Below are 12,323 nucleotides of genomic sequence, written 5' to 3' on the forward strand. Positions count from 1 at the left end.
TAAAAAAACCCGCGATATCGCGGGTTTTTGCTATCAGTCATCAATACGACAGATTATTTGCTGGTATCCAGCTCTGGGAAATTTTTCACCAGATCGTCAATCGCTTTGATCTGTTGCAAGAACGGCTCCAGTTTATCCAGCGGCAGCGCAGACGGACCATCACACTTCGCATTCGCAGGATCCGGGTGAGCTTCAATAAACAGCCCTGCCAGACCGACGGCCATACCGGCACGCGCCAGTTCAGTCACCTGCCCACGACGGCCACCGGACGCCGCACCAAACGGGTCACGGCACTGTAGCGCATGCGTAACGTCAAAAATCACCGGCGCACCGTTGGAAGCCTGCTTCATGACATTGAAGCCCAGCATATCGACAACCAGATTGTCGTAACCGAAGTTGCTGCCGCGATCGCACAGAATTACCTGATCGTTGCCACCTTCGATGAATTTATCGACGATGTTCCCCATTTGACCCGGGCTGACGAATTGCGGTTTTTTCACATTGATTACCGCACCGGTTTTCGCCATCGCTTCCACCAGATCGGTTTGGCGCGCCAAAAACGCAGGAAGCTGGATCACATCAACCACATCGGCAACGGGCTGAGCCTGATGCGATTCATGCACGTCAGTGATAATTTTTACGCCAAAGGTCTGTTTCAGTTCCTGGAAGATTTTCATCCCTTCTTCCAGACCAGGGCCACGGTAAGAGTGAATAGAGGAACGATTAGCCTTATCGAATGACGCCTTGAACACGTAAGGAATGCCCAACTTCTGCGTGACCGTGACGTAATGCTCACAAATGCGCATTGCCAGATCGCGTGATTCAAGAACATTCATGCCGCCAAACAGCACAAAAGGCAGATCGTTGGCGACGGGGATATCCCCTATCTTGACCACTTTATTCGTCATACTTTTACCTTCATGTCGGGAAATAAATTAACGTAGCATTACTGCAAAACGGTTTCTTAATGTAAGACTGTTTTTTTAATGCAAGACAATCTGTTTCTGCTCTATCGAGTGAATCTGCACTTTTATCATTTCACTCACCGGATCTTCCGGGCACTGTTCAACGAAATAGTTGAGATCGGACAGCGCAATATGGTCGCAATCCAGTTGAGCATAAATCAGGCCGCGATCGCGGATTTCATAGGGATCGTCCGGGTCAAACTGCAGCACCGCTTCGCTGGCTCTCAACGCCAGCTCCATCTGTTTTTCTTCCATCAGAGCGACTTTCAGCGTGTCGAGCATTTTACGCACGATCAGGACGTTCTCAGCCTCATCCAGATCTTCATCCAGCAGGCGGGTTGACGGGCCGATATTACCTTTCAGCCAGACTTCCAGCACGTGCTCACTTAACGTATCGCCATTAAGTGGATTGATCAGCCACATCTCTTCGTCGAGCCAGTCGGCACGTAGAATCAACTGCGTCGGGAAAATCACCGGCATCAGCGGTAGGCCAAGTTCGTTTGCGATATGCAGGAAAATGATACCAAGTGACACGGGCATGCCCTGACGAGATTCCAGCACCTGATCCAACCATAGCGCATCAGACAGGCGATAAACGCCGCCAGCTCCGCCAAATCCCCACGTGTGATAAAACAGCTCAATCAGTTTTTCAAGCTGAAGATCTTGCTCAAGATCGTCAGGAATAACAGCCCGGGCGCTCTCAACCAGCTGTTGCAGATTTTGCCGCACATCCTGAGCGGGAAAGTCGCGGCGAATAGCCTGTGAAACCAACACGACACCATCACTTAGCAGTGACTGGTTGAATTCAAAATCAGCAATAGCACTCATAATTATTCCATCAGCAACGGTGACTGGGTCAGTGCCAGCAGCACGACCACACCAAAGCATATTAAAGCAGATACAAACGCCAGCCCGCGAACATTCTGGCTACGGGGGCGTTTCCCCAAGGCGATAGCGCCAAGAAGGATATAAATGATAACGCCAAACAGTTTTTCCGTCAGCCAGCTTTGCTCCGGCGTAAACGGATAAGTGTGACTCTGAATGATTAAACCAATACCGCTGATCAATAACAAGGTATCGTTAATATGCGGTAGAATTTTAACCCAACGCTGTTGCAGCAGAGGCGATTGCCGACAAAGCCAGAAAAAACGGATGACAAACAGGGAAATACTGATGCCAATCGTTGCCAGATGCAGATATATCGTGGCTGGGTAAAGAGTTATCACGTCCATTGCTCCTAATAATTGATGGTATCCAACCAGCGCCCTAACGACACACGATCGTTGCCACCATAATCCTGACACGTTGCTATTTGTGTAAATCCTCGCGCCTGCAATAGCTGGCGCACCGCGTCGCCCTGCTGCCAGCCATGTTCCAACAGCAGCCAGCCACCGACCTCTAAATAGTGTGGGGCAGATTCAATAATGATGCGTAAATCCGCCAACCCGTTGTCGGCAGCAATCAGGGCGCTGGCAGGTTCAAAACGAACATCCCCCTGCGACAAATGCACATCGTCGGCATCGATATACGGTGGATTACTGACGATAAGCGCAAAGCGCATGCGATCGAGCGGTGAATACCAACTTCCGGGCAAGAAACGAGCGTTATCGAGCCTTAATTGCTGGGCATTTTTCGTCGCTAACGCCACAGCCTTCGGTTGAAGATCGACACCCGTCACCCGGCAATCGCGCCGTTCGCTGGCAATCGCTAACGCGATCGCGCCGGTTCCAGTGCCTAAATCCAGCACATCACACGGCGTTTGTGGCAGACGCAACAGCGCTTGCTCGACCAGACATTCGGTATCAGGACGAGGAATCAGCGTGGCGGGCGACACGGCCAGCGGCAGTGACCAGAACTCGCGCACACCGATTAAATAAGCGATAGGTTCGCCCTGTTCACGACGCGCCAGCAGCTCGGACAGTTGCTGCTGTTCAGCAGCGCTTAGCTCAGTTTCACCAAACGCCAGCAAGAATGTACGAGACTTGCCAGTTACAAAACCCAGCAGAATTTCCGCATCTCGCTTTGGGCTTTCTCCCGTTGCGAGCTGCGTCATCGCAGAAACGAACCAATCCTGATACGTCATTATTCCTGCTCGGACAACGCAGCAAGCTGATCGGCTTGATATTCCTGCACTACCGGCTGGATCAGCGTATCCAATTTTCCTTCCATAACCTCATCCAGACGGTAAAGCGTCAGGTTAATGCGGTGATCGGTCACCCTTCCCTGCGGGAAGTTGTAAGTGCGGATACGGTCGGAACGGTCGCCGCTACCGAGCAGGTTACGGCGCGTTGACGCTTCTTCCAACTGCCGTTTTTGCACTTCAGCCGCACGAATGCGCGCGCCCAACACAGACAGCGCTTTAGCTTTGTTCTTGTGCTGTGAACGTTCGTCCTGACATTCCACAACAATACCGGTTGGCAAGTGGGTAATACGGATAGCGGAATCGGTGGTATTCACGTGCTGACCGCCCGCGCCAGAAGAGCGGAAAGTATCGATGCGTAAATCAGCAGGGTTGATGTCTGGCATCTCCGCTTCCGGCACTTCCGCCATGACGGCGACGGTACACGCTGATGTATGGATACGTCCCTGAGATTCCGTAGCAGGAACGCGCTGCACGCGATGGCCGCCAGATTCAAACTTAAGTTGGCCGTACACGCTGTCACCAGAGATTTTGGCAATGACTTCTTTATAGCCGCCATGTTCGCCCTCGCTGGCGCTCACAACCTCGACGCGCCAGCGGCGTGATTCGGCATAACGGCTGTACATACGGAACAGATCGCCAGCAAAGATCGCCGCTTCGTCACCACCGGTTCCCGCGCGCACTTCAAGGAAACAGCCGCGCTCATCGTCAGGATCTTTCGGCAACAATAGGACTTGAAGCTGCTGCTCCAGGGCTTCAATCGTCGCTTTACCTTCTTTCAGTTCTTCCTGGGCCATATCGCGCATTTCGGGATCGTCCAACATCATTTCGGCGGTCTGCTGATCCTCTTGCGCCTGCTGCCATTGCTGGAAACAGCGGGTAATGTCCGTAAGCTGAGCATATTCTCGCGACAATGCGCGAAAGCGATCCATATCAGCGATGACGCTGGGCTCGCCGAGTAACGCCTGGACTTCTTCATGGCGTTCTTGTAACGCTTCCAGTTTAGCAACAATAGAAGGCTTCATACGGGCGGTTAAATCCTGTAATAGAGATGAATGCTAGTCCAGCCCAAGGCTGTCACGTAAAATTTGTAATCGGTTTTGATCGCCGTCACGAGCGGCTTGCTGAAGGGATTTGGTCGGCGCGTGAATCAGGCGGTTGGTCAAACGGTGTGTCAATTCTTGAATCACCGCTTCAACGTCATTGCCTTGTTGGATGGCAGCCAACGCCTTGGCCGTCATTTCCGCACGCAGTTCATCGGCCTGAGCGCGATAATCGCGGATCGTTTCCACCGCTGACTGCGCACGCAGCCACGCCATGAAATCGGAGCTTTCTTGCTGCACGATGGATTCAGCCTGCACCGCCGCCGCTTTGCGCTGAGCGAGGTTATGCTGAATGATCGCGTGCAGATCGTCCACGCTGTAGAGATAAACGTTCGGCAGTTTGCCGACTTCCGGTTCAATATCACGTGGAACCGCAATATCCACCATCAGCATTGGCTGATTCCGTCTCGCTTTCAGCGTCCGTTCCATCATTCCTTTTCCGATAATCGGCAACGTACTTGCCGTTGAGCTGATCACGATATCGGCATGAACGAGTTGTTCATCCAGTTCTGCCAGCGTGATGACCTCAGCCCCCACTTCCGTTGCCAACGCCTGTGCGCGTTCACGAGTGCGGTTCGCAATCACCATCTTTTGTACGTTGTGCTCGCGAAGATAACGAGCAACCAGCTCAATGGTTTCTCCTGCTCCCACCAACAGCACCGTGACATCCGCCAGTGACTCAAAAATCTGCCGCGCTAGCGTACATGCAGCAAACGCTACCGATACCGCGCTGGCACCAATATCCGTTTCTGTACGCACGCGCTTGGCGACGGTAAAGGATTTCTGGAACAACCGCTCCAGTTCGCTGGACAGAGAATGACCACGCTGTGATTCGGCAAACGCCTTCTTCACCTGCCCTAAAATCTGCGGTTCGCCTAGCACCAGAGAATCCAGACCGCTGGCAACGCGCATCAGATGGCTAACTGCCGCGTTACCCTGATGCCAGTACAGGCTGTCGTTAACCTCTTCCGGACGCAATTGATGATATTCACACAGCCAGCGAATCAATTGCTCACGCTGGTTTTCCTGTTCGTCAACGCTAAGATAGAGTTCCGTGCGATTGCAGGTAGACAGCACAACGCCGCCCTGTACCAGCGGTTGCTGTAACAGACTGTCGAGGGCCACGCCGAGTTTATCTTGTGAGAACACAACGCGTTCACGCAAAGAAACCGGTGCGGTTTTGTGATTAATACCAAGCGCAAGCAGGGTCATTAGGCTGTTTCTGAGTAATACCGGTCTTAGTATGGATTTCGTTTGAGTCGCATTCTACTTGATGCAGGGGTGCAAGAAAAGCGACAGCACGTGATACACCTCGTCTGAGGTAGTCACTTTTTGACAAAAAACAATAAACGTCATTAATCAATAACAATCATTGACGCTGAGCGGTAAGCCCGTTAGCGTGACGTATTTCACGAACTGCATTCATTTACAGGATACGACCGACATGCCAACCAAAACCGTCCGATGCCTGCGTTTACTGCCTTTAGCCAGCGTATTGCTCGCCGCCTGTAGTATTAATCAACCGACTCAAACGGGGACAAGTCCTACGTCGCCAGAGTGGCAACAGCATCAGCAAAAAGTACAGCAACTCAGCCAATATCAAACCCGCGGCGCTTTTGCCTATATCTCCGATAGCAAAAGAGTATCAGCTAATTTTTTCTGGCAGGACACTCCGCCACAGCGTTATCGACTGCTGCTGACCAATCCACTCGGCAGCACTGAATTAGAACTACGAGCCCAACCTGATGGCGTGCAAATCACCGACAATCAAGGCAAACGTTATGTGGGTAAAGATGCCGAATACATGATTCAGCAACTGACCGGCATGGCAATACCATTGAATAATCTACGCCAATGGATACTGGGTATACCGGGTGATGCCACCGAATTCACACTGGATGAACGCTATCTGCTGAAAACCATCACCTATCGGCAGGGTAATCAGAATTGGAATGTCAGCTATCAAAGCTACAACACTGAGCTAACGCCGCCACTCCCAACCAGTCTGGAACTCGTACAGGGGGAACAGCGTATTAAGCTGAAAATGAATAACTGGATGGTTAAATAAGCGATGCAACCAACGGTTACCGAGACATGGCCTGCCCCTGCAAAACTGAATCTGTTTCTTTACATTACTGGCCAGAGACAGGACGGGTATCACCTGCTGCAAACGCTATTTCAGTTTCTGGATTATGGCGATACGCTGACGATTCAGTCACGTGATGACGATGAGATTAATCTGCTTACACCGGTAGAGGGTGTCGATAACGAGCAAAATCTGATCGTTCGCGCCGCACGCTTACTACAACAATACTGCGAACACCATAATATTCTCACCATCCAGCGCGGCGCAGACATCCGTATCGATAAGTGCCTGCCAATGGGCGGTGGGCTAGGCGGTGGTTCATCTAATGCCGCCACTGTTTTAGTCGCCCTTAACCATCTGTGGCAAAGCGGGTTGAGTGTTGATTCATTGGCTGAATTGGGGTTACAGCTGGGTGCAGATGTTCCTGTGTTTGTTCGTGGACATGCCGCCTTTGCCGAAGGTATCGGCGAACAGTTAACACCCGCGAATCCACCAGAAAAATGGTATCTGGTAGCGCACCCTGGCGTGAGCATTGCCACGCCGTTGATTTTCGGCGATCCAGAGTTGACGCGAAATTCGCCAGTTCGTGATTTAGAAACTTTATTAAACCAGACCTTCGTCAATGATTGTGAAGCTATCGCAAGAAAACGTTTTCGTGAGGTTGAACAGCTACTTTCATGGCTGCTAGAATATGCCCCGGCGCGCCTGACTGGAACGGGGGCTTGTGTGTTTGCAGAGTTTGACACCGAGTTCGCAGCCCGTCAGGTGCTTGACCAGGCCCCGGAATGGTTAAACGGTTTTGTCGCACGAGGCGTTAACGTCTCTCCGCTACAACGTAAACTTTCTGGGCAACGTTAGGTTTTGATACACACCGGTTGCCGTGCGGCCTGTCTGTATCAAACTTAATTCATACACCCGTATGCATATTGTGCCTGTTGCTCTTCCCTGCCTGGCAGGTACAATATTTCTCTGGACGCAAGCCTGAGGTTCTTCTCGTGCCTGATATGAAGCTTTTTGCTGGTAACGCCATCCCGGAACTAGCACAACGTATTGCCAACCGTTTGTACACTAGCCTTGGCGACGCCGCTGTCGGTCGTTTTAGCGATGGCGAAGTCAGCGTGCAAATCAATGAAAATGTACGCGGTGGTGATATTTTCATCATCCAGTCCACCTGCGCACCCACCAATGACAACCTAATGGAACTGGTTGTGATGGTCGATGCTCTGCGTCGCGCTTCCGCGGGACGTATTACCGCCGTTATTCCCTACTTCGGCTATGCCCGTCAGGATCGTCGCGTGCGTTCCGCACGTGTGCCAATCACCGCGAAAGTTGTTGCTGACTTCCTATCCAGCGTCGGTGTTGACCGTGTTCTGACCGTTGATCTGCACGCTGAGCAGATTCAAGGGTTCTTCGATGTGCCAGTAGATAACGTATTCGGTAGCCCGATCCTGCTGGAAGATATGCTGCAACAGAATCTGGAAAACCCAATCGTGGTTTCTCCTGATATCGGTGGCGTTGTACGTGCCCGTGCAATCGCTAAACTGCTGAACGATACCGACATGGCGATTATCGACAAACGCCGTCCACGAGCCAACGTTTCTCAGGTGATGCACATCATCGGGGATGTCGCGGGTCGTGACTGCGTGCTGGTTGACGATATGATCGACACTGGCGGCACGCTGTGCAAAGCGGCGGAAGCGCTGAAAGAACGTGGGGCTAAACGTGTATTCGCTTATGCCACACACCCAATTTTCTCAGGCAATGCTTACGAGAACATCAAAAACTCTGTCATTGATGAAGTGATTGTCTGCGATACCATTCCGCTGGCGGAAAACATTCGTGCACTGCCGAATGTTCGGACATTGACGCTGTCTGGTATGTTGGCCGAAGCGATTCGTCGTATCAGCAACGAAGAATCCATTTCTGCGATGTTTGAACATTAATCACTGCTGACCGGGTAACCGATCGCGGAAGATAATGATGAAGCCACCTGTAATAAGGTGGCTTTCTTATTTGTACGCGTAATGCCTTGATTGACGCACAAACGAAAAAAGCCACCATAGCGAGGCTACAGCGGCTTTTCTGTTCAATGTTCATTCAACTTCATTAACGCTTATGGGTGATGCTGGCGACGGCAACGCTTATCAAAGTGTTTAACCCACCAATAACGGTCTGCGACTTCTTCGCGCCCGCCAACACGCGCCCCCACTAACCAAAATATTGCGCCAGAAAAGATACCTACCAGATCAATATAAGTCATATATTCAGGGACATTCAGTTTCGGGAACTGACTGGCGATAGTGAAGGCAAAACCGCCAACCATCAGAACCATACCTAGCCCCATCAACACATTACCCAATGCTGTCACGTTTTTACGTTTCATCTGCCACCTCCAGATTAATTCTGTGGATGAATCGGAGTGCCATTCCCGTTTACTTTCTTATTATTGATGTAATTATAGACAATAATGCTTTCGGATGATTGCGGGAGGGATCACAGATAAAAGGAATGATTAATATTTTTTTACTTTTAAATAAGTAAACAGACAAAAAACACAATAATCACCAAACTAAACAAATAACATTATATTAACCTCCCAATACCGAGATTTGGTTATCCCCTACTCGGTGTGTAAACTAGCGTTCTCATAATCACGCTACCCTGTGTAAGCTTAAGCACGTAATCTGGAATATACCGTGAGCAGCATTAAATTAATTGTCGGCCTGGCGAATCCCGGCGCTGAATACGCCGCCACCCGCCATAATGCGGGCGCTTGGTTTGTCGATCGTTTGGCAGAGTCTTATCGTCAGTCGCTAAAAGAAGAAAGCAAATTTTTCGGTTACACCGCCCGTCTGAATCTGGCTGGGCAAGATGTACGCCTGCTGGTTCCTACTACATTCATGAACCTGAGTGGAAAAGCTGTCGCGGCAATGGCCACCTTCTACCGCATTCAGCCTGATGAGATCCTGGTTGCACATGATGAACTGGATTTATTACCGGGGATTGCCAAACTTAAACTAGGCGGTGGGCACGGCGGTCATAATGGACTGAAGGACATCATCAGTAAATTGGGTAATAACCCGAATTTCCATCGTTTACGCATTGGTATAGGCCATCCGGGTGATAAAAGCAAAGTGACCGGTTTTGTGCTAGGTAAACCACCGATGAGTGAACAAGCGCTGATCGATGGAGCCATTGACGAAGCGGTGCGCTGCACAGAAATCCTGATGAAAGAAGACATGATAAAAGCGATGAACCGCTTGCATGCCTTCAAAGCGGCATAATCTGCTCATAATGCGGATGGCAGATCGAGATAAATCGCCATTCCGTGTATAATTGGCCGAAATATTTCCATTCTGACAGGCAAAAGAAAGTAATTGCCTGATTAATAAGTTATTTAAGGTGATATAAACATGGGATTCAAATGCGGTATCGTTGGGCTGCCTAACGTCGGTAAATCCACTCTGTTCAATGCGTTGACCAAAGCCGGCATCGAAGCGGCCAACTTCCCGTTTTGTACCATCGAGCCGAACACCGGCGTAGTGCCAATGCCCGATCCACGTCTGGACAAACTGGCTGAGATCGTTAAGCCACAACGCATTCTTCCTACCACCATGGAATTTGTGGATATCGCGGGTTTGGTAAAAGGTGCATCCAAAGGTGAAGGTTTGGGCAACCAGTTCCTGACCAACATCCGTGAAACAGAAGCTATCGGCCACGTTGTACGCTGCTTCGAGAACGACAACATCATCCACGTTAACAATAAAGTTGATCCGGCTGATGATATCGAAGTCATCAACACTGAACTGGCATTGTCTGACCTCGACACCTGCGAACGCGCTATTCATCGCGTGCAGAAAAGAGCCAAAGGCGGCGATAAAGATGCTAAAGCGGAACTGGCTGCACTGGAAAAATGCTTACCGCAGTTGGAAAACGCAGGCATGCTGCGCTCGCTGGATTTAAGTGACGACGATAAAGCAGCCATCCGTTATCTGAGTTTCCTGACGCTGAAACCAACGATGTACATCGCCAACGTTAACGAAGACGGTTTCGAGAATAACCCTTACCTCGATAAAGTGCGTGAAATCGCTGCTGCTGAAGGTTCTGTCGTCGTAGCCGTCTGTGCCGCCGTTGAATCAGATATTGCAGAGCTGGATGATGCCGACCGTGAAGAATTTATGGCCGAGTTAGGTTTGGAAGAGCCTGGTCTGAACCGTGTTATCCGTGCGGGCTATGAGCTGCTGAACCTGCAAACTTACTTCACCGCTGGCGTGAAAGAAGTTCGTGCATGGACCATTCCTGTCGGTGCTACTGCCCCACAGGCCGCAGGAAAAATTCACACTGACTTCGAAAAAGGCTTCATCCGCGCACAGACTATCGCCTATGACGACTTCATCACCTACAAAGGTGAACAAGGCGCGAAAGAAGCTGGGAAAATGCGTTCAGAAGGCAAAGAGTACATTGTGAAAGATGGCGATGTGATGAACTTCCTGTTCAACGTCTAAATTTGATTTTGTTGTCTCATGCGATCTCAATGCATCGCATGAAGACTGACAAACCCCATAAAATCCACGCAGTTGCGTGGATTTTTCTTAACAAACAAATAAACAATTTATAGCCGTGTTTTTTATCCTAGCACTGGTGTGCGCGTTTCTTTTGGTAGTTCCGGTTTCAATCGTTCTGGCGCAATTTGGCAAACCATCCCTGCGATAAGCCCCATCATTGACTCCTTATGAAATGGAGCCCATTGCCCTATTTCGTCTACGATTGTTATTACATCACCAAGTGCATAAGGCTGCGAAAAATAGACACGTTCGAATACCGCCCTTTCAAGAGAGTCACAATTGATGACGGTAATAGCTCGTGAGCTCGTGATATAAATATCGGGGTTTTTACCGATCTTTTTACTTTCGGTATAGTTATTGATCATATATAGCCGACGAAGACGGTTATTACCCTGATAAGTTGAGACATTACGCAAATCCGCAAAGGTCAGAACTTGCTCGTCGCCCATAATTTTAATCACGCCTGCTGGAGGGGGATTTACATTTTCTTTCTTCAGTTGGCTGTGGCTGGTACAGCCAGCCAGCAATGCTAATACTGCACATAGCCCAAAAGACTTAATCATTTTTCGCTCCCTATCAGGTCAGGGCGCAGAGGCAGTAAAATCTCATCAGTCACACTACCTTGTACCGAGCATAGTAATTGCGCTTTATCCCCGCTGTCGCTTAACAAGGCCAGTTTTTCCACACTTCCTTTCGCTGGCGCAATACCGCTTGCAGCTCCAGGGTTATGTTTCCACATCTGGTCTCCGGGGCGTTTTATCATAGGATTAGCGAAATATTCATCTCCCGCTTTTTGCCAATTTGCTTTGGATAAAGCAGCAGCAACCTCTGTGGCTGAACCATCAATAATCAAGCCCCAGAAGTAATATTTTCCCATTTCATCTAAATCATTCTGACGCATGAAATAGCCAGAAATCACTAAGTTGTCAGATTTTACTGGCTGGGAAAACCAGATAACGTCTCCTCCATTTTTGGGAGGGACAAACCAGGCATGGTGTTTATTATCAATCTTCAGTAGGGCAGATCCGCTGAACATCTTCTGCTGGACATAAAGTTCGCTGAAGAAACGATTATCACAATGCAATAAACTTTCCTGGAGAGACTCGGCTTGTACTGGCCCCATCACGCTGAATGTCAGAAAGGCGAGAGGAAAAACTACACGTTTCATAAAGTATCCTTACTATTTAAATAAAATCATAACGTTATCGTATCGCATGAAGTAAAAAGCCTATATTTGCACGATTATGTCGGTCATGTGTATCCGCTTCCTGCTATCGGCACTAGTGTGCTCAGCAATACTTTCCTTGTAACGACGTCTTTATACACATTTCTCATTAACGTGGATTCTGGAATCATCTGGCAATCAAAACAATGCGCTATGGATGGCGTGGTTATTGATGACGTTCAGGATAATGTGATCCAGCCGCGACATCTCTCCTGAACTCCGGGCATTCATTGATTGCC

The 12,323-nt window shown here is 49.7% G+C and carries 14 protein-coding genes; 5 read left to right on the plus strand and 9 right to left on the minus strand.

Annotated elements, in window-relative coordinates:
* Positions 1-53: 53 nt before the first annotated feature.
* From kdsA to hemA, 6 genes are all read right to left on the minus strand, one after another.
* A complete protein-coding gene (kdsA, locus tag A6301_RS01690) occupies positions 54-908 on the minus strand; it encodes a 3-deoxy-8-phosphooctulonate synthase (protein WP_234256944.1) in 855 nt (284 codons plus the stop codon).
* A 75-nt stretch (positions 909-983) separates the two neighbouring features.
* Positions 984-1,793 carry an invasion regulator SirB1 gene (gene sirB1, locus A6301_RS01695; RefSeq protein WP_234256945.1) on the minus strand — a complete coding sequence of 270 codons (810 nt, stop codon included), beginning with the start codon at positions 1,791-1,793 and terminating at the stop codon, positions 984-986.
* 2 nt (positions 1,794-1,795) lie between these two features.
* Complete coding sequence (locus A6301_RS01700) at positions 1,796-2,197, minus strand: SirB2 family protein (protein WP_107169540.1); 402 nt, start codon at positions 2,195-2,197, stop codon at positions 1,796-1,798.
* 5 nt (positions 2,198-2,202) lie between these two features.
* Complete coding sequence (prmC, locus tag A6301_RS01705) at positions 2,203-3,048, minus strand: peptide chain release factor N(5)-glutamine methyltransferase (RefSeq protein WP_234256946.1); 846 nt, start codon at positions 3,046-3,048, stop codon at positions 2,203-2,205.
* Complete coding sequence (gene prfA, locus A6301_RS01710) at positions 3,048-4,130, minus strand: peptide chain release factor 1 (protein WP_107169542.1); 1,083 nt, start codon at positions 4,128-4,130, stop codon at positions 3,048-3,050. The genes prmC and prfA overlap by 1 nt, the downstream gene beginning before the upstream one ends.
* A 33-nt stretch (positions 4,131-4,163) precedes the next feature.
* Positions 4,164-5,420, minus strand: coding sequence for a glutamyl-tRNA reductase (gene hemA / locus A6301_RS01715; RefSeq protein WP_137741328.1), 1,257 nt, complete (start codon positions 5,418-5,420; stop codon positions 4,164-4,166).
* 232 nt (positions 5,421-5,652) lie between these two features.
* Between hemA and lolB the strand changes: the two genes are divergently transcribed.
* The 3 genes from lolB (at position 5,653) to prs (ending at position 8,237) form a co-directional block, all read left to right on the plus strand.
* The gene (gene lolB / locus A6301_RS01720; protein WP_107169544.1) at positions 5,653-6,276 is read left to right on the plus strand and encodes a lipoprotein insertase outer membrane protein LolB; all 624 of its coding nucleotides are present in this window, start codon (positions 5,653-5,655) and stop codon (positions 6,274-6,276) included.
* Between the two features lie 3 nt (positions 6,277-6,279).
* Positions 6,280-7,152, plus strand: a complete 873-nt coding sequence (gene ispE / locus A6301_RS01725) for a 4-(cytidine 5'-diphospho)-2-C-methyl-D-erythritol kinase (protein ID WP_234256947.1) — start codon at positions 6,280-6,282, stop codon at positions 7,150-7,152.
* A gap of 137 nt (positions 7,153-7,289) precedes the next feature.
* Positions 7,290-8,237 carry a ribose-phosphate diphosphokinase gene (gene prs, locus A6301_RS01730; protein WP_005968468.1) on the plus strand — a complete coding sequence of 316 codons (948 nt, stop codon included), beginning with the start codon at positions 7,290-7,292 and terminating at the stop codon, positions 8,235-8,237.
* A 170-nt stretch (positions 8,238-8,407) separates the two neighbouring features.
* On the opposite strand, the gene ychH is transcribed toward prs, so the two are convergent.
* Positions 8,408-8,677 carry a stress-induced protein YchH gene (gene ychH / locus A6301_RS01735; protein ID WP_107169546.1) on the minus strand — a complete coding sequence of 90 codons (270 nt, stop codon included), beginning with the start codon at positions 8,675-8,677 and terminating at the stop codon, positions 8,408-8,410.
* A gap of 313 nt (positions 8,678-8,990) precedes the next feature.
* On the opposite strand from ychH, the gene pth reads away from it, so the two are divergent.
* The gene (pth, locus tag A6301_RS01740; RefSeq protein ID WP_107169547.1) at positions 8,991-9,578 is read left to right on the plus strand and encodes an aminoacyl-tRNA hydrolase; all 588 of its coding nucleotides are present in this window, start codon (positions 8,991-8,993) and stop codon (positions 9,576-9,578) included.
* Between the two features lie 129 nt (positions 9,579-9,707).
* A complete protein-coding gene (gene ychF, locus A6301_RS01745; RefSeq protein WP_005968457.1) occupies positions 9,708-10,799 on the plus strand; it encodes a redox-regulated ATPase YchF in 1,092 nt (363 codons plus the stop codon).
* 122 nt (positions 10,800-10,921) lie between these two features.
* Here ychF and A6301_RS01750 read toward each other — a convergent pair whose 3' ends face one another.
* Together A6301_RS01750 and A6301_RS01755 are read right to left on the minus strand one after the other, a co-directional pair.
* Positions 10,922-11,422: a surface-adhesin E family protein gene (locus A6301_RS01750; RefSeq protein WP_205542471.1), complete on the minus strand. Its 501-nt coding sequence runs from the start codon at positions 11,420-11,422 to the stop codon at positions 10,922-10,924.
* The gene (locus tag A6301_RS01755) at positions 11,419-12,027 is read right to left on the minus strand and encodes a hypothetical protein (RefSeq protein ID WP_234256948.1); all 609 of its coding nucleotides are present in this window, start codon (positions 12,025-12,027) and stop codon (positions 11,419-11,421) included. The genes A6301_RS01750 and A6301_RS01755 overlap by 4 nt, the downstream gene beginning before the upstream one ends.
* Positions 12,028-12,323: the final 296 nt, after the last annotated feature.

The sequence above is a fragment of the Pectobacterium sp. IFB5596 genome, assembly GCF_021432585.1.
Lineage (GTDB): Bacteria > Pseudomonadota > Gammaproteobacteria > Enterobacterales > Enterobacteriaceae > Pectobacterium > Pectobacterium punjabense.

Excerpts from the sequence above, each read along its gene's own strand:
- kdsA (WP_234256944.1), bottom strand. The coding sequence starts at position 908 with ATGACGAATAAAGTGGTCAAGATAGGGGATATCCCCGTCGCCAACGAT.
- sirB1 (WP_234256945.1), bottom strand. The coding sequence starts at position 1,793 with ATGAGTGCTATTGCTGATTTTGAATTCAACCAGTCACTGCTAAGTGAT.
- A6301_RS01700 (WP_107169540.1), bottom strand. The coding sequence starts at position 2,197 with ATGGACGTGATAACTCTTTACCCAGCCACGATATATCTGCATCTGGCA.
- prmC (WP_234256946.1), bottom strand. The coding sequence starts at position 3,048 with ATGACGTATCAGGATTGGTTCGTTTCTGCGATGACGCAGCTCGCAACG.
- prfA (WP_107169542.1), bottom strand. The coding sequence starts at position 4,130 with ATGAAGCCTTCTATTGTTGCTAAACTGGAAGCGTTACAAGAACGCCAT.
- hemA (WP_137741328.1), bottom strand. The coding sequence starts at position 5,420 with ATGACCCTGCTTGCGCTTGGTATTAATCACAAAACCGCACCGGTTTCT.
- lolB (WP_107169544.1), top strand. The coding sequence starts at position 5,653 with ATGCCAACCAAAACCGTCCGATGCCTGCGTTTACTGCCTTTAGCCAGC.
- ispE (WP_234256947.1), top strand. The coding sequence starts at position 6,280 with ATGCAACCAACGGTTACCGAGACATGGCCTGCCCCTGCAAAACTGAAT.
- ychH (WP_107169546.1), bottom strand. The coding sequence starts at position 8,677 with ATGAAACGTAAAAACGTGACAGCATTGGGTAATGTGTTGATGGGGCTA.
- ychF (WP_005968457.1), top strand. The coding sequence starts at position 9,708 with ATGGGATTCAAATGCGGTATCGTTGGGCTGCCTAACGTCGGTAAATCC.
- A6301_RS01750 (WP_205542471.1), bottom strand. The coding sequence starts at position 11,422 with ATGATTAAGTCTTTTGGGCTATGTGCAGTATTAGCATTGCTGGCTGGC.
- A6301_RS01755 (WP_234256948.1), bottom strand. The coding sequence starts at position 12,027 with ATGAAACGTGTAGTTTTTCCTCTCGCCTTTCTGACATTCAGCGTGATG.